Source organism: Streptomyces sp. NPDC053755, assembly GCF_040677675.1.
Taxonomy (GTDB): domain Bacteria; phylum Actinomycetota; class Actinomycetes; order Streptomycetales; family Streptomycetaceae; genus Streptomyces.
In genome coordinates this window covers 479314-495658 of sequence record NZ_JBFASK010000001.1, presented here as the reverse complement: position 1 = coordinate 495658, position 16345 = coordinate 479314, and the positions used below count along the sequence as shown (strand labels likewise).

The following is a 16345-nucleotide window of genomic DNA, read 5'->3' as shown; positions in this document are numbered from 1 at the left end:
GAGCGGCCACCGGTCCCGGTCGCCGGCGTCCGCGCACCACGCCCCGGAGGATCACCGGGACGGCCGTACGCTCGTGGGTATGACCTTGCGCCTGAGCACCGTGATCCTGCCCGTCCACCGCTGGAACGACGGCGGCCGTGACCGCTGGCTGCGCGCCGAGGAGCTGGGCTTCCACGCCGCCTACACCTACGACCACCTGTCCTGGCGGACCTTCCGCGACGGCCCGTGGTTCGGCGCCCTGCCGACGCTCACGGCCGCCGCGACCGTCACCCGGCGGCTGCGCCTGGGCACGCTGGTGACCTCGCCGAACTTCCGCCACCCGGTGACCCTCGCCAAGGAGCTGATCTCCCTGGACGACATCTCGGACGGCCGCGTCACCCTCGGCATCGGCGCGGGCGGAAACGGCTTCGACGCCACCGCGCTCGGCCAGGAACCCTGGACGCCGCGCGAGCGGGCGGACCGGTTCGGCGAGTTCCTGCCGCTTCTCGACCGCCTCCTCACCGAAGGCGCGGTCACCTCGCGCGGCACCCACTACTCCGCCGAGGAAGCCCGGAACCTCCCCGGCTGCGTCCAGCGTCCCCGGCTCCCCTTCGCGGTCGCGGCGACCGGCCCCCGCGGGCTGAAGCTCGCCGCGCGGCACGGGCAGGCGTGGGTGACCACCGGCGACCCCAAGCTCTTCGAGGAAGGCACCCCCGAGGAGTCGGTCGAAGCCCTGCGCGGCCAGATCGAGAAGCTCGGCAAGGCCTGCGCCGAGATCGGCCGGGACACGGCCGAGCTGGAGAAGGTGCTGCTCACCGGTTTCACCCCGGACCGCGGGCGTCCGCTGGAGTCGCTGGACGCCTTCGTCGACTTCGCCGGACGCCACCAGGAGCTGGGCTTCACCGAACTGGTGATCCACTGGCCCATCCCCGACTCGGACTTCGCCGCCGACCAGCGGGTCTTCGAGCGGATCGCCACGGAGGCCGTGGCCCAGCTCGGCTGAACGACGGCCGGGAGCCGGTACCGGAGCGGCGCCTCCGGGGAGCCGGTACCGGGGGGCGGCGGGCGCCGACCACTCAGATGTGCGCCCACCCGCACGCCCGTGCACGGTGTACGGAAGAATGGATCGGTGACCTCACCCCAGCCTCCGCTTCCCGCCGCCCCGGCCCCCCGGCTCATCGCCACCGACCTCGACGGCACCCTGCTGCGCGACGACAAGTCCGTCTCGGAGCGCACGGTCGCGGCGCTCGCCGCCGCGGAGCGGGCCGGCGTCGAGGTCTTCTTCGTCACCGGCCGCCCGGCTCGCTGGATGGACGTGGTCGCCGACCACGTCCACGGCCACGGCCTGGCGATCTGCGCCAACGGCGCGGCCGTCGTGGACCTGCACGCCGGCGGCACGTTCATCGAGGTACGGCCCCTGGACCGGTCGGTCGCCCTGGAGGTCGTACGGACCCTGCGGGACGCCGCCCCCGGCACCACCTTCGCGGTCGAGCTGACCACCGGCATCCACTACGAGCCGGGGTACCCGCCCTTCTTCCTCGACCCGGGGGCCACCATCGCCACCGCCGAGAAGCTCCTCTTCGAGGAGGAGCCGGGCGCCGCCGCCCCCGTACTGAAGCTGCTCGCCCAGCACCCCGAGCTCGACCCGGACGGCTTCCTCACCGTGGCCCGTGTCGCGGCCGGAGACATGGCCTCGATCACCCGTTCCAGCCCCACCGCCCTGATCGAGATCAGCGGCCTCGGCGTCTCCAAGGCCTCCACCCTGGCCCTGTGCTGCGCCGAGCGCGGCATCTCGGCGGACGAGGTGGTCGCCTTCGGTGACATGCCCAACGACATCGAGATGCTCAGCTGGGCGGGCCGGTCGTACGCCATGGGCAACGCCCACCCCGACGTGCTGGCCGCCGCCTCCGGCCACACGGTCGCCAACAACGAGGACGGAGTGGCCGTGGTCATCGAGCGGCTCCTCGCGGGCAGCCTCGACGACTGACCGGCCCCACCCGTCCTCCTTCGACCGGCCCCCACCGGCGGAGAGGCGGAGGAAGCGGGCTAGGGCGTGTTTCGAAAGGAGCGCCGTCCGCCCGGAGGGCGGGCCCCCGCGGCGTCCGGTGCGTGCGATCGCAAGGCGGAGGGCCACCCTCGTACCGGACGTACATGGACGATCCCGACAACGCGGCGAACGTGCGTGCCAGGCGTCGCGGGGCAGGCGGGACTTTCGCAACACGCCCTAAGGGGACACGGCCGGCTGCAGCGGGGCCTGCCAGACGACCGTGGTGCCGCCGCCGTCCTCGCCGATACCGGGGCCGCACCAGCTCGACCCGCCGAGCGACTCGGCGCGCCGCGCCAGGTTGCGCAGCCCGCTGCGCCGGCCGCCCTCGGGGAGGCCGATGCCGTCGTCGGCGACCGACAGCCGGACACCGGCGCTGCCGTCGGGCAGCGCGGCGCCCGCGTCCACGACGACCTCGATGCGGGTCGCGTGGGCATGCCGGAAGGCGTTGGAGAGCGCTTCGCGGAGAGCCGCGACGAGGTTCTTGCCGGTGAGGTCGCCGACCGTGGAGTCGATCGCGCCGAGGAAGCGGTGCACGGGGGTGAAACCGAGGGGGACGGCGGCCATGTTGATCTCGCGCAGCACCCGGGTCCGCAGGCCCGAGGGAGCCTCGGCCGGCCCTTGCTGCAACGCGAAGATGGCGGTTCGGATCTCCTGGATCGTCACGTCGAGCTCGTCCACCGCCTTGCCCACCCCGTCGCGCACGGCGGGCACGAGCGACTTGCGCTGGGCGCTCTCCAGCATCATCCCGGTGGCGAAGAGCCGCTGGATGACCAGGTCGTGCAGGTCCCGGGCGATCCGGTCGCGGTCCTCGTAGACGGCGAGGCGCTCACGGTCGCGCTGGGCGTCGGCCATCATCAGGGCGAGCGCCGCCTGGGAGGCGAACTGGGTCGCCAGCGTCCGCTCCGCCTCCGTGAACGGCCGCGCCCCCCTGGCGCGCGGCGTCGCCAGCGCTCCGAGCACCCTGCCCCCGCTGTGCAGCGGAAGGAGCATGCTGGGCCCGAACCGGGCGGCCAGCCGGCTGATCATCCGCGGGTCGGTGGAGGCGTCGTCCAGGAACACCGCCTCTCCGTCGAGGAGCCGTGCCACCACCGCGCTCTCCGGCGGGATGACCACGCCCAGGGACTCCGAGGGCGTGTCGGAGGAGACGGCGACGATCTCCAGCCCGCCGTCCTCGGCGGGCAGCAGCATGATCCCGGCCGCCGCGTCGGCGAGCCGGCGGGCCTGTTCGGCCACGACCGTCAGGGCGTCGTCGGCGTCTCCCCCGGAGAGCAGCGCGGTGGTGACGGCGACCGAGCCGTCGATCCAGCGTTCCCGCTGGCGGGCGGCCTCGTACAGCCGGGCGTTGCCGACGGCGATCCCGGCCTCGGTGGCGAGGACGCGGACCATGTGGACGTCGTAGTCGTTGAACTCGCTCCCGTCGCGTTTCTCGGAGAGGTACAGATTTCCGAAGACCTCGCCCTGCACCCGGATCGGGACACCGAGGAAGCTCCTCATCGGAGGGTGGCCGGGCGGGAACCCCTCCGAACGCGGATCGGAGGAGAGATCGGCGAGCCGGATCGTCCGGGGTTCCCGGATCAGGGCGCCGAGGAGCCCGGCTCGGCCGTCGGGCCGCCGTCCGATGCGGTGCGCCTCGTCCTCGTCCACGCCGTGGGTGACGAAGTCGGAGAGGCCGTCGCCCTCCTCGTCGACGACCCCGATGGCGGCGTAGCGGGCGTCGGCGAGCTCGGCGGCCGTCTCGCAGATGCGGTCGAGGGTGGAGTGGAGTTCCAGGCCGGTACCGACGGAGCGCATCGCCTCCAGGAGCTGGGGCACCCGGGCGGTGAGTTCCGTGGACAGGCCGTGCAGGCCGCGGGCGGCCCGGGTCGCTGCGTCGAGGGGGTCGGACGTCCCGGGATCCGCGGGGCCCACGGGGACCACGCGGTCCACAGGGGCGTGCGGAGCCTGGGAGTCCCGGGCGTCCGGAGGGTCGGGCACGGCGGCGGTCATGACCTTGAGCCTAGTAAGTCCCATTTGGCGAGAAAAGTCGGGCCGGCGCCCCCCGAGCTACGCTCAGGTCAGCCGGCGCCCCCGACCGCCGCTCAGGTCAGCCGGCGCCCCCGACCGCCGCCCAGGTCAGGCGGCGCACCCGACCGCCGCCCAGGTCAGGCGGCGCCCCCGCTGAGCGACAGGTCGCTCTCGCGTTCGCGCTCCAGCATCCGTCGCAGCGGCCCCGCCGCGGCGGCCAGCTCCGCGAACGCGCCGCGCTGCACGGTGCGGCCCTCGTCCAGGACCACCACCTCGTCGACGGCGTCGAGGCCGCGCAGCCGGTGGGTGATCAGGACGGTGGTGCGGCCCTCGGTGGCCACGAGGAGATCGTCCGTGAGCGCGTCCGCCGTGGCGAGGTCGAGGTGCTCGGCCGGCTCGTCGAGGACGAGGACGGGGAAGTCGGCGAGGAGCGCCCGCGCCAGCGCGAGGCGCTGCCGCTGGCCACCGGAGAGCTTCGATCCGTGCTCGCCCACCATGGTGTCGAGGCCCTCGGGCAGCCCGTCCACCCACTCCAGGAGCCGTGCCCTGCGCAGCGCGGCCCGCAGCTCGTCGTCGGTCGCGTCGGTACGGGCCAGGCGCAGGTTCTCGCGCAGGGAGCTGTCGAAGGTGTGAGCGTCCTGGGCGCAGAGCCCGACGAGGCGGCGGACGTCGTCGCCGTCGAGCGAAGCCGCGTCCACCCCGCCGAGCCGGTACGTCCCCGCGCCGGCGTCCAGGAAGCGCAGCAGCACCTGGGCGAGGGTGGTCTTCCCGGAGCCCGAGGCGCCGACGACGGCGACCCGTCGCCCCGCCTCCAGCGTGAGACCGAAGCCGTCCAGGGCGTCCCGTTCCTGCCCGGCGTGACGGGCGCGCAGGCCGGCGATCTCCAGCGGGAAGGGGCTCGGCGGCGGCTCGACGGCGTGCTCCGGCTCGTGCACGGGAAGGGGCGCGTCGAGCACCTCGTACACCCGCTGGGCGCTCCGCTTGACGCGGTGGCGGTACTGGACGGCCAGCGGAAGGCCGGTGACGGCCTCGAACGCGGCCAGCGGAGTCAGGACGACCACCGCGAGGTTGACGCCGTCCAGACGCCCGTCGCGAACGGCCTGGACTCCGACGACCGCGGCGGCGGCGACCGTCAGCCCGCACGCCAGCGCGGAGAGCCCGGCGCCCAGAGCGGTGGCGGCGGACTGCCGGGAGGCGATGGAGGTGAGCGTGCGGTCGGCGGACCGGGCCTTGCCGACCCGGTCCCGCAACGCCCCCGCGACCGTCAGTTCGGCGCAGCCGCGCAGCAGGTCGACGACGGCGGTGGCGAGAACGCCGCGGGCGGGGGCGAGCTGCCGCTCCGCGCGTCGGGCGAGGACCCCGCTCAGCAGCGGGACCGCCAGCCCGGCGGCCAGCAGGCCGACGGCGAGGACGGCTCCGGCCTCGGGCAGGAGCCAGCTGGTGAAGCCGACCGAGCCGGCCCCGACGACGAGGGCGGCTCCCACCGGGAGCAGCCAGCGCAGCCAGTAGTCCTGGAGGGCGTCGACGTCCTGGACGAGCCGGGAGAGGAGATCGCCGCGCCGGGTGCGGCGCAGTCCGGCGGGGGCGATGCGCTCCAGGCGCCGGTAGACGGAGACCCGCAGCTCCGCGAGCATCCGCAGCACGGCGTCGTGGGACACGAGCCGCTCGGCGTACCGGAACACGGCCCGGCCGATGCCGAAGGCGCGCGTGGCGGTGACGGCCATCATCAGATAGAGAACCGGGGGCTGTTCGGAGGCGCGGGAGATCAGCCATCCGGACACCGCCATGAGCCCGACGGCCGATCCCAGGGCCAGGCTGCCGAGCAGCAGTGCGAGCGCCATGCGGCCCTTGAGCTCTCCGGCCATGTCACGGACCCGCCGGAGGAGACGGGCCCGGCCGGGCCCACCCCGGCCGTCGCCCTGGCTGTCGGTAGCGGCGGATCCGATGGCGGCCGGCCCGGTACCGGCCGGCACCGGTGCGAGTTCACCCCGGCCCGTCTCCCCGGTACGGTCCGGGGGCTCCACGGCCCCCGCCGACTCGGCACCGTCCACCCCTCCGGTCCGGAGCGGCGCCGGCAAGGCGGGGCGGCCGTCGTCCGGCGCCCCCTGCGCGGTCGTCGGGCCCAGCGTGACCACCCGGTCGGCGACCGCGAGCAGTGCCGGTCGGTGAACGACCAGGAGCACCGTCCGGCCGGCCGCGAGCCGGCGCACCGCGTCGACCACGGCGGCCTCCGTCTCGCCGTCCAGCGCGGCCGTGGGTTCGTCCAGAAGCAGCAGCGGACGGTCGGCCAGGAACGCCCGGGCCAGCGCGAGGCGCTGGCGCTGCCCCGCGGAGAGGCCCGCCCCGTCCTCGCCGAGAACGCTGTCCATGCCCGTCGGCAGCCCGTCGACGAAGCCGTCCGCTCCCGCGTCCCGCAGGGCCTCCCGGACCGCCTGGTCGGTGGCGTCGGGACGGGCCAGCCGGACGTTCTCCGCGATCGTGCCCGCGAAGAAGTACGGCCGCTGCGGAACCCAGGCGATCCGGGACCGCCACTGCTCCAGGTCCAACGTGCCGAGTTCGGCACCCCCGACCCGTACGGCGCCTCCTGTCTCGGGCGCCGCGAACCCCAGCACGACATCGAGCAGCGTGGACTTGCCGATCCCGCTCGGCCCCACCAGGGCGACGGTCTCACCCGGCTCGACGACCAGCGAGGCTCCGTCCAGCGAGGGCTCGGCGCGGCCCGGGTGACGGACGGTCACGTTCTCCAGCTCCAGGCGCGGGGACGTCGGCGGTACGGCCGTGGTGCCGGTCTCCCGCACCGGGGCCTGGAGGACCTCGAAGATCTCCTCCGCAGCCGCCAGTCCCTCCGCCGCCGCGTGGTACTGCGCCCCCACCTGCCGGATCGGAAGGTAGGCCTCGGGCGCGAGGATCAGGATGACCAGGCCCGTGTAGAGGTCGAGATCGCCGTGGACCAGCCGCATGCCGATCCCGACCGCGACCAGCGCCACCGAGAGCGTCGACAGCAGTTCCAGGGCGAAGGACGACAGGAAGGCGATCCGCAGCGTCTTCATCGTGGCCTGCCGGTACTCCGACGTGATGGCTCGGATCGACTCGGCCTGCGCCTTGGCGCGTCCGAAGACCTTGAGCGTCGGCAGCCCGGCCACCACGTCCAGGAAGTGCCCCGAGAGCCGTGACAGCAGCTTCCACTGCCGGTCCATCCTCGCCTGGGTGTACCAGCCGATGAGGATCATGAACAGAGGGATGAGGGGCAGGGTGACGACGATGACGGCCGCCGACACCCAGTCCTCGGTGACGATCCTCGCCAGCACCGCCACGGGGACCACCACCGCGAGCCCCAGCTGCGGCAGATAGCGGGAGAAGTAGTCGTCGAGGGCGTCCACACCCCGGGTCGCCAGGGTGGCGAGCGAACCCGCCCGCCGGCCGCTCAGCCACCCCGGCCCCAGCTCGGCCGCCCGCTGGAGCAGTCGGCTTCGTAGCTCGGACTTGACCGCCGCACCGGCCCGGTGGGCGGCCAGTTCGGTGAGCCAGGAGATCAGCGCCCGGCCGGTCGCCACTCCGGCGAGCAGCAACAGCGGAGTGGTCAGATCGGAGACCGACCGGTCTTCCTGGAAGGCCCCGACCACGACGTCGGCGATCAGCATCGCCTGGGCGACGACCAGCGCCGCCCCGGCGAGGCCGAGCACCACCACCGCCGCCAGGAAGAGGCGGGTGGCCCGGGCGTACCGGAGCAGACGCGGATCGATCGGTTTCACGTGAAACATCTCCCACTCATGAGTGGCGTCAGTGAGCGGTGTCGGCGATGTGCTGCGTGCCGATCCGCTTGCGGAACACCCAGTAGGTCCAGCCCTGGTACAGCATCACCAACGGAGTCGCCACCGCCGCACACCACGTCATGATCTTCAGGGTGTACGGGCTCGACGACGCGTTCGTCACCGTAAGGCTCCACGCGGGATCGAGCGAGGACGGCATGACGTTCGGGAAGAGCGTCAGGAAGAGCATCGCGACCGCGGCCGCGATCGTGACGCCCGAGAGCGCGAACGACCAGCCCTCACGCCCTGCCTTGATGGCGCCTATGGCGCCGACCAGCGCCACCACGGCGACGATCATGGCGGCCAGGCTTCCGGTGTCCCCCTTGTCGGCCTGCGTCCAGGCCAGGAAGGAGACCGCCAGGACGGCCGTGGCGAGGCCCAGCTTCAGGGCGAGCGCACGCGCCCGGACGCGGATGTCCCCGACCGTCTTGAGCGCGGCGAAAACCGCGCCGTGGAAGGTGAAGAGGCCGAGCGTCACCAGGCCGCCGAGAAGCGCGTACGGGTTGAGCAGGTCCCCGAGGGTGCCGACGTACTCCTTCTGAGCGTCGATCTTCACTCCGCGCACGATGTTGCCGAAGGCGACGCCCCACAGTACGGCGGGAATGAGGGAGGTCCAGAAGATGGCGTGCTCCCAGTTGCGCTGCCAGTTCTCCTCAGGTCGCTTCACCCGGTACTCGAAGGCGACACCGCGCACGATCAGACAGACCAGGATGAGCAGCAGCGGCAGGTAGAACCCGGAGAAGAGCGTCGCGTACCACTCGGGGAACGCGGCGAAGGTCGCGCCGCCCGCGGTCAGCAGCCATACCTCGTTGCCGTCCCAGACGGGGCCGATGGTGTTGATCAGCACCCGCTTCTCGGCACGGTCACGGGCGAGGAGCTTGGTGAGGACGCCGACGCCGAAGTCGAAGCCTTCGAGGAAGAAGTAGCCGATCCAGAGGACGGCGATGAGTACGAACCAGACGTTGTGGAGTTCCATGCCTCGATCTCCTGAGCCTCAGTACGAGAAGGCCATGGGCCGGTCGGGGTCGTGCTCGTCCCCGCCGATCTTGGTGGGCGGGTTGAGGTCGGACTCCGTGAGTTCGGGCGGTCCGGCCTTGACGTACTTCACGAGCAGCCTGACCTCGATCACGGCGAGCACGGCGTACAGCAGCGTGAAGACGATCATGGAGGTGAGCACCTCACCCTGCGATACCCCGGGGGAGACCGCGTCCCTGGTGCGCAGCACCCCGTACACCACCCACGGCTGACGGCCCATCTCGGTGAAGATCCAGCCCCAGGAGCTGGCGATCAGCGGGAAGGTCATGGTCCAGAGGGCGACGAGCCAGTACCAGCGGGTGAGCCTCGGGCTGAGCGCCTTCCGCTGGAACAGGACCAGGTTCGGCACCTCGTCCTCACCGGTCCGCATCGCCGGCGGGAGCAGGAACCTCTTGCGGGTCAGCCAGAGGCCCAGCATGCCGATGGACAGCGAGGCCATGCCGAAGCCGATCATCCAGCGGAAGCCCCAGTAGGCCACGGGGATGTTGGGCCGGTAGTCACCGGGGCCGAACTTCTCCTGCTCGGCCTTGTTGACGTCGTTGATGCCCGGGACGTACGAGGTGAAGTCGTCGTTCGCGAGGAACGACAGCAGGCCGGGGACCTCGATGGCCACCGTGTTGTGGCCCTTCTCGACATCGCCGTACGCGAAGATCGAGAAGGGGGCCGGCGCCTCGCCGTCCCAGAGCGCCTCGGCGGCGGCCATCTTCATCGGCTGCTGCTTGAACATCACCTTGCCGAGCAGGTCACCGCTGATCGCCGTGCCGAGACCGGCGATGATCAGCGTGATCAGTCCGAGCCGCAGCGAGGTCCGCATCACCGGGATGTGCTTCTTGCGCGCCAGGTGGAAGGCGGATATGCCGACCATGAAGGCGCCGCCGACCAGGAAGGCGGCCGTCATCGTGTGGAAGAACTGGGTGAGGGCGGTGTTCTGGGTGAGCACCAGCCAGAAGTCGGTGAGTTCGGCCCGGCCCCGCTCCTCGTTGATGCGGTAGCCGACCGGGTGCTGCATCCAGGAGTTCGCCGCCAGGATGAAGTACGCGGAGAGGATCGTGCCGATCGACACCATCCACATGCAGCCGAGGTGGATCTTCTTGGGCAGCTTGTCCCATCCGAAGATCCACAGGCCGATGAAGGTCGACTCGAAGAAGAAGGCGATCAGGGCCTCGAAGGCGAGAGGCGCACCGAAGACGTCCCCGACGAAGCGCGAGTAGTCGGACCAGTTCATGCCGAACTGGAACTCCTGCACGATGCCGGTGACGACACCCATCGCGATGTTGATCAGAAAAAGCTTGCCCCAGAACTTCGTGGCCCTGAGGTACTTCTCCTTCCCCGTGCGTACCCAAGCCGTCTGGAGACCGGCGGTGAGCGCGGCGAGGGAGATCGTCAGGGGGACGAAGAGAAAGTGGTAGACGGTGGTGATGCCGAACTGCCATCGCGCCAGAGTCTCTGGCGCCAGAGCGAGGTCCACGTCGTCTTCTCCTTACATCGCCGTGGTCACAGGGGGCGACCTGCCCCTTTAATCCCACCCATCCCGGGATGAACCGTGACACGCTTGTGAACGCGTTCACATTCACAAGCATTATGACTCATACGAAATCCGTATGAGTACCGGGGGTCCCTACTCGAAGGTCACCCCTTCCCCCAGCCTTCAACATATTGTTGAATCGGGCCATGACCCTTCGTATCCGTCTCTCCTGGCCCGCCGGACACACCACGGCCACCATCGACGAAACCCCCACGAGCAAGGCGCTCGTGGGGGTTCTCCCGATCTCCTCCACCGCCCGGACCTGGGGCGAGGAAGTGTATTTCGACACACCCGTCTCGGCCGCCGTCGAAGCCGACGCGCGGCAGGTGGTGGAGCCGGGCACGGTCGCGTTCTGGACGGAGGGAGACGCACTCGCCCTCCCCTACGGACCCACGCCGATCTCCCGGGGCTCCGAGTGCCGGCTCGCCTCCCCGTGCAACGTGCTGGGCTCTCTCGACGGCGACCCGCGCGTCCTGGCCACCGTCAGGGACGGCGACCCGATCCGGGTAGAGCTGGTGGCCGACCAGTCCTGGTGACCGACTAGCCCTCCTTGCGGAAGCCCTCCGCCGCCTTGAGGAACAGGTCGTTCGCCTCGCCCTCACCGATCGTGACGCGCACGCCCTCGCCCGCGAACGGCCGCACCACCACTCCGTGCCGCTCGCACTCCGCCGCGAAGTCCACCGTCCGCTCGCCGAGCCGCAGCCAGACGAAGTTCGCCTGGGTGTCCGGCACGGTCCAGCCCTGGGCCACGAGCCCGGCGTGGACCCGCTCCCGCTCGCACACCAGCGAGCCGACCCGTCCGATCAGCTCGTCCTCGGCCCGCAGCGAGGCGACCGCCGCGTCCTGGGCGACCTGGCTCACTCCGAACGGCACCGCCGTCTTGCGCAGCGCCGCCGCCACCGGCTCGTGGGCGATCGCGAAGCCGACCCGCAGCCCCGCGAGACCGTACGCCTTGGAGAACGTCCGCAGCACCGCCACGTTCGGGCGGTCGCGGTAGAGCTCGATGCCGTCCGGCACGTCGGTGTCGCGGACGAACTCCCGGTACGCCTCGTCGATCACCACGAGGACGTCGGAGGGCACCCGGTCCAGGAAGCGCTCCAGCTCGGCCCGGCGCACCGCGGTGCCCGTGGGGTTGTTCGGGTTGCAGACGAAGATCAGCCTGGTCCGGTCGGTGATCGCCTCGGCCATCGCGTCGAGATCGTGGACCTCGCCCTCGGTCAGCGGCACCTGCACCGGCGTCGCCCCGCTGATCCGCGTGATGATCGGGTACGCCTCGAAGGAGCGCCAGGCGTACATGACCTCGTCACCCGGGCCGGCCGTCGCCTGAATGAGCGACTGGGCGATACCCACCGAGCCCGTGCCCGTGGCCAGGTGCGAGACAGGGACGCCGAAGCGGTCGGCGAGCTCCTGCATCAGGCCGGTGCAGGCCATGTCGGGGTAGCGGTTGAAGTTCGCGGCCGCGGCCAGCGCGCTCTCCATCACCCCGGGCAGCGGCGGGTACGGGTTCTCGTTGGAGGACAGCTTGAAGGCGATCGGGCCCCCCGCGGCGGCCGGCTTGCCCGGCTTGTACGTCGGAATGCCGTCCAGCACCGCGCGCAGCTTCGGGCCGCCCGCGCCGCTCGCCCCGCCGGTCTCGCTCACTGAGCTCACTGTGGTCCTCCTCGACCGTCCGTACCACCAATACTCCTCACCTTATGAGGATTCCCGTCCGCTGCGAATGGGCTGTGGACAACCTCATCCCCGAGCTGTGGAAAACAGAGGGAGCGCGAGCCCGGGTGGCGCGCGCCGGTGGCGGGCGCCGTGGCGCGCATCCCCCGTAGAGGTGAGTTGAGACCTCTTCGAGACATCGCTCCCGTGGCAGGCTCATGCCCGTCGGCGACCCTAGATCCACCGCGCGGCGATGTAACTACCTTTATTTCCAAGGCAATTGACCTATCTGGATCATGCAGAAACGTGCCTGTCAACGAGTGAATATGCGACCGGCTCACCCACCCTCCCTCGCCCTACTATCGGCTCGCCATGACAGCAGCAGGGAAGCACCAGGTGAGCCGGGCACAGACCCGGGGAAGCCGGCAGGGCAGAGCGGGCATCCGGGACGTAGCCGCCGCCGCCGGGGTCTCCATCACGACTGTCTCCGACGCTCTCAACGGTAAGGGCCGGCTCCCGGACGCCACCCGCCGCCACGTTCGCGAAGTCGCAGACCGGCTGGGCTACCGCCCATCCGCGGCGGCCCGCACGCTCCGTACCGGCAAGTCGGGCCTCATCGGCCTGACCGTGACGACCTACGGGGATGAACCTTTCACCTTCACCGAATTCGCGTACTTCGCGGAGATGGCCAGAGCCGCGACCTCGGCCGCGCTCGCCCGCGGCTATGCCCTGGTCATCCTCCCCGCCACCTCCCGCCATGACGTCTGGTCGAACGTCGCCCTCGACGGGACCGTCGTCATCGATCCCTCCGACCACGACCCGGTCGTCACCGAGCTGGTCCGCCAGGGCCTGCCCGTCGTCTCCGACGGCCGACCCGCCGGCACCCTTCCGGTGACCGCCTGGGTCGACAACGACCACGAAGCCGCCGTCCTCGACCTCCTCGACCACCTCGCCGCCGCGGGCGCCCGCAGGATCGGGCTGCTCACCGGCACCACCACCGACACCTACACCCGCCTGTCCACCACCGCGTACCTCAACTGGTGCGAGCGGGTCGGACAGGATCCCGTCTACGAGGCCTATCCGGCGCACGATCCGTGCGCGGGCGCCGTCGCGGCCGACCGGCTGCTCGCCCGCCCCGATCGCCCCGACGCCGTGTACGGGCTCTTCGATCCCAACGGAACCGACCTCCTGGCGGCCGCACGCCGTTACGGGCTGCGGGTACCGGACGACCTGCTGCTGGTCTGCTGCAGCGAGTCGACCGTCTACGCCACCACCGAACCGCCCATCACGACCCTTTCGCTCAAGCCGCGGCGGATCGGCACGGCCGTCGTCCAGCTCCTCATCGACGCCATCGAGGGGATCGACGCCGACGGACCGGTCGAGCGGGTGATACCGACCGAACTCATCGTCCGGACCTCCTCCCAGAGGCGTTCACCCCGGACGACCGTCAGCCCGCCGCGCTCCCCCTCGAAGGACGAGAAGGACTGAGAAGGGTTCGGAAGGACCCGGAGGAACCGGGAGGGACCCGAAGGGTCCGGAAGGCCCGGAAAGAGCCCGGAAGGGGCCGGAAGGACCACGCGAACGAAGCACCCGAGGGTCTCGTACGCGCCGATGTCCGGCCCAAACCGAGGGCCCTCCCGGCTCGAACCCTGGCCTAGACCTTCTCAATTCGGGCGAAACAACCGGTGAACCCGGAGTGGACCCGGATTCACCACCCCTGGTGCGTCACACAGGAGGACCCTCATTCCTATGATGGGCGCACGACACCGCGGACCACCCCGACCAGGCAGGGTCCGCGATGTGCAGGGCATCGCGACGGTGGTGGAGGGGTCGATGACTCAGGGGGCCGGGCAGGAACCCGTGGTGCGCACGGCGACATTGCGTGACTTCCGCGTACCGCCGTACGCCCGGGTGCCCGTGCAGGGCCATGCCACCGAGCCGCCCGCCGAGGCTCCGGGTCTCCCCGGAGCGCCGGCGGACCGACGCCCGGGCGAACCCGCCACGGGCGTTCCCACGGCGCCGGTGGCGCACGCGGCACGTGCCGCCTCAGCCGCACCGGGAGCACCGGGAGCACCGGGAGCACCGGGCATGGGAGCACCGGGAGTCGGCGCGTCCGGCGCCGCGCCCGACCGCACGCTCCACCTCGGCCATGTCATGGCCACCCGGACCGAGAGCCCCGCCGCCTCCGTCCCCACCGCCTCCGTCCCGGCCGATCCGGCGGGCCACCCCGGCAACGCCTTCCCGGAGGGCGACATCCCCGAGGGCTACACCCCGACCGAGCGCGACCTGCCGGTCATCAACCGGGGCGACACGGTCCAGGTCCAGGTCGACCCGGGCCCCGCCCCGGCGCAGGCACCGGTGACGGGTGACGGCCCCGGCCCGCTCTACGTCGTCGGCGACGTCCACGGCTACCTCGACGAACTCATCGCGGCCCTGCGTGCCCAGGGCCTCATCGACGAGAACGGCGGCTGGGCCGCGGGCAACGCCCGCCTCTGGTTCCTCGGCGACTTCACCGACCGCGGGCCCGACGGCATCGGCGTCATCGACCTCGTCATGCGCCTGTCGGCCGAGGCCGCCGCGGCGGGCGGCTACTGCAAGGCCCTGATGGGCAATCACGAACTGCTCCTGATCGGCGCCAAGCGCTTCGCCGACACGCCGGTGAACTCCGGTGCCGGCACCGCCACGTTCCAGGCGGCCTGGCTGCTCAACGGCGGACAGAAGTACGACATGGACCGCCTCCAGGACGTCCACCTGCAGTGGATGTCCCGGCTGGACGCCGTCGTCGAGGAGGACGGGCACCTCCTCCTGCACTCCGACACCACCGCGTACCTCGACTACGGCAGCACCATCGAAGACGTCAACGAGACGGTCCACGAGATCATCAACCGCAACGACGCGGACGAGGTCTGGGACCTGTTCCGCAAGTTCACCAAGCGCTTCGCCTTCCGTGACGACGGCGGCCCCGAAGCGGTGCGGGAGCTGCTCGACACCTACGGCGGCCGCCGCGTCGTCCACGGCCACAGCCCCATCCCGTACCTCCTGGGCCAGGTCGGCACGGAGGACGGCGAGAGCGGCTCGGACCCGGTCGTCGACGGACCGCATGTGTACGCGGACGGCCTGGCGATCGCCATGGACGGCGGTGTGACCATGGCCGGAAAGCTTCTGGTCGTCCAACTCCCCCTGAACGGCTGATGGATAACCCTGCGCATCCGGCCTAGGCGATTTCGGGAAACCCCCTGTCACCCTGTGGCGTAACCGGAATACCATCGGCACATCCGTAGCAGGCTCTCCTCCGTTTCCGCCAACCGCCCGCACGTCCGCGGGCTGTCAGGCCCTACGGAGCATCGGGGGATGCACATGAACGTGGCTCCGCACCTGCTGACCGAGGACCGCTCCGAGTTCGAGCGCGTCCTCGACGACGCACTGCGTCACGCGCACGACCGTCCGGACCTCGCCGAGGTCGGGACCAGACTCACGGCCGCGCAACTGCGCGCGATGGCGCTGAGCGCGACGGCCCTGATCACGGCCGCGGCCGCGCCCGAGTACGACCACTTCGTGAAGATCCGTGAACAGGGACGCTCAAGCGGTACGAGTGTCATGGGCGCCGTCCTCGCGGCGGACGGCGACGGGGCGAGCGGCGGTCCCGGCGCGGGCGTCATCGCGATCGTCACGGTCCTGGCACCCGTGCTCGCGGGCACCGCGGCACTGATCTTCCTGCTGGTCGGGGCCGTGCTGAAAGTCCTGGCCCCGGCACTGCAGTTCGCCGACACGCTGCTGACGGCCGGCTGGTTCTTCGGCGCCGTCGCCGCGGCCGGGCTGCTCTGCGCGGCCGCCGGACTGCTCGTCACGGCGCTGCGCAACAGAGCCACCGAGGTGGCGGCGGATTCCGGGGCCGCCGCGGGGGACGAGCTGTCCCTCGCGAGGGACGCCTGGCGCCACGCACTGCTCGAACGCGGGATCGTGCCGTTCCTGCGAGAGGCGCTGGCCGACCCCGGCGCCGCGCGGCCCACCCCCACCCCCAGACCCCGCCCGGTCTCCCGGATCCCGAAGGTCGGGTACAGCGGCCCGGACTTCTCCAGCCCAGGCGAGGGCGCGTCGGGCAACCGCCCGTCATACAGCAGTCCCGACTTCTCCAGCCCGGACTTCGGGCCGCCCGAGAGCGTGCCGGACTGACACCGCCCGAGAACGTGCCGGACCGACCACCCGCGCACATCCCGGACCGACGCTGTCCGCGCATGTGCCGCACCGGCCCCTGCCCGCGCGCTTACCGGTCTGACCAGCGGGGGCGTCCGAAGAAGC

The 16345-nt window shown here is 71.6% G+C and carries 11 protein-coding genes; 6 read left to right on the top strand and 5 right to left on the bottom strand.

The genetic code is table 11. The annotated features are described in order from the left end of the window. Positions 1-79 precede the first annotated feature (79 nt). Complete coding sequence (locus AB0K65_RS02195; RefSeq protein ID WP_365713369.1) at positions 80-982, top strand: LLM class flavin-dependent oxidoreductase; 903 nt, start codon at positions 80-82, stop codon at positions 980-982. 126 nt (positions 983-1108) lie between these two features. Continuing rightward, positions 1109-1966, top strand: a complete 858-nt coding sequence (locus AB0K65_RS02190; protein ID WP_365713367.1) for a Cof-type HAD-IIB family hydrolase — start codon at positions 1109-1111, stop codon at positions 1964-1966. Between the two features lie 237 nt (positions 1967-2203). Here AB0K65_RS02190 and AB0K65_RS02185 read toward each other — a convergent pair whose 3' ends face one another. The 4 genes from AB0K65_RS02185 to AB0K65_RS02170 form a co-directional block, all read right to left on the bottom strand. Continuing rightward, positions 2204-4012: a GAF domain-containing protein gene (locus AB0K65_RS02185; protein WP_365713365.1), complete on the bottom strand. Its 1809-nt coding sequence runs from the start codon at positions 4010-4012 to the stop codon at positions 2204-2206. 155 nt (positions 4013-4167) lie between these two features. Beyond that, positions 4168-7791 (bottom strand): thiol reductant ABC exporter subunit CydD, encoded by a 3624-nt coding sequence (cydD, locus tag AB0K65_RS02180; RefSeq protein WP_365713363.1) that lies wholly within the window; start codon positions 7789-7791, stop codon positions 4168-4170. A gap of 19 nt (positions 7792-7810) precedes the next feature. After that, positions 7811-8815: a cytochrome d ubiquinol oxidase subunit II gene (gene cydB / locus AB0K65_RS02175; protein WP_365713361.1), complete on the bottom strand. Its 1005-nt coding sequence runs from the start codon at positions 8813-8815 to the stop codon at positions 7811-7813. An 18-nt stretch (positions 8816-8833) separates the two neighbouring features. Next, a complete protein-coding gene (locus AB0K65_RS02170) occupies positions 8834-10342 on the bottom strand; it encodes a cytochrome ubiquinol oxidase subunit I (RefSeq protein WP_365713359.1) in 1509 nt (502 codons plus the stop codon). 203 nt (positions 10343-10545) lie between these two features. On the opposite strand from AB0K65_RS02170, the gene AB0K65_RS02165 reads away from it, so the two are divergent. Continuing rightward, a complete protein-coding gene (locus tag AB0K65_RS02165; RefSeq protein ID WP_365713357.1) occupies positions 10546-10935 on the top strand; it encodes a cyclophilin-like fold protein in 390 nt (129 codons plus the stop codon). Positions 10936-10939: 4 nt separating this feature from the next. Here AB0K65_RS02165 and hisC read toward each other — a convergent pair whose 3' ends face one another. Further along, a complete protein-coding gene (hisC, locus tag AB0K65_RS02160; protein WP_365713657.1) occupies positions 10940-12040 on the bottom strand; it encodes a histidinol-phosphate transaminase in 1101 nt (366 codons plus the stop codon). 378 nt (positions 12041-12418) lie between these two features. Between hisC and AB0K65_RS02155 the strand changes: the two genes are divergently transcribed. The 3 genes from AB0K65_RS02155 to AB0K65_RS02145 all read left to right on the top strand — a co-directional run bounded on the left by AB0K65_RS02155 (position 12419) and on the right by AB0K65_RS02145 (position 16219). Next, positions 12419-13534: a LacI family DNA-binding transcriptional regulator gene (locus tag AB0K65_RS02155; RefSeq protein WP_365713355.1), complete on the top strand. Its 1116-nt coding sequence runs from the start codon at positions 12419-12421 to the stop codon at positions 13532-13534. Between the two features lie 330 nt (positions 13535-13864). Continuing rightward, entirely contained in the window at positions 13865-15238 is a 1374-nt protein-coding gene (locus AB0K65_RS02150) for a metallophosphoesterase (RefSeq protein ID WP_365713652.1), read from the top strand. A 159-nt stretch (positions 15239-15397) separates the two neighbouring features. Beyond that, positions 15398-16219 carry a hypothetical protein gene (locus tag AB0K65_RS02145; RefSeq protein ID WP_365713353.1) on the top strand — a complete coding sequence of 274 codons (822 nt, stop codon included), beginning with the start codon at positions 15398-15400 and terminating at the stop codon, positions 16217-16219. Positions 16220-16345: the final 126 nt, after the last annotated feature.

Bases quoted from the DNA above. Each gene is read 5' to 3' on its own strand.
- AB0K65_RS02195 (WP_365713369.1), top strand. From the start codon at position 80: ATGACCTTGCGCCTGAGCACCGTGATCCTGCCCGTCCACCGCTGGAAC.
- AB0K65_RS02185 (WP_365713365.1), bottom strand. From the start codon at position 4,012: ATGACCGCCGCCGTGCCCGACCCTCCGGACGCCCGGGACTCCCAGGCT.
- cydD (WP_365713363.1), bottom strand. From the start codon at position 7,791: ATGTTTCACGTGAAACCGATCGATCCGCGTCTGCTCCGGTACGCCCGG.
- cydB (WP_365713361.1), bottom strand. From the start codon at position 8,815: ATGGAACTCCACAACGTCTGGTTCGTACTCATCGCCGTCCTCTGGATC.
- AB0K65_RS02165 (WP_365713357.1), top strand. From the start codon at position 10,546: ATGACCCTTCGTATCCGTCTCTCCTGGCCCGCCGGACACACCACGGCC.
- AB0K65_RS02155 (WP_365713355.1), top strand. From the start codon at position 12,419: ATGACAGCAGCAGGGAAGCACCAGGTGAGCCGGGCACAGACCCGGGGA.
- AB0K65_RS02145 (WP_365713353.1), top strand. From the start codon at position 15,398: ATGCACATGAACGTGGCTCCGCACCTGCTGACCGAGGACCGCTCCGAG.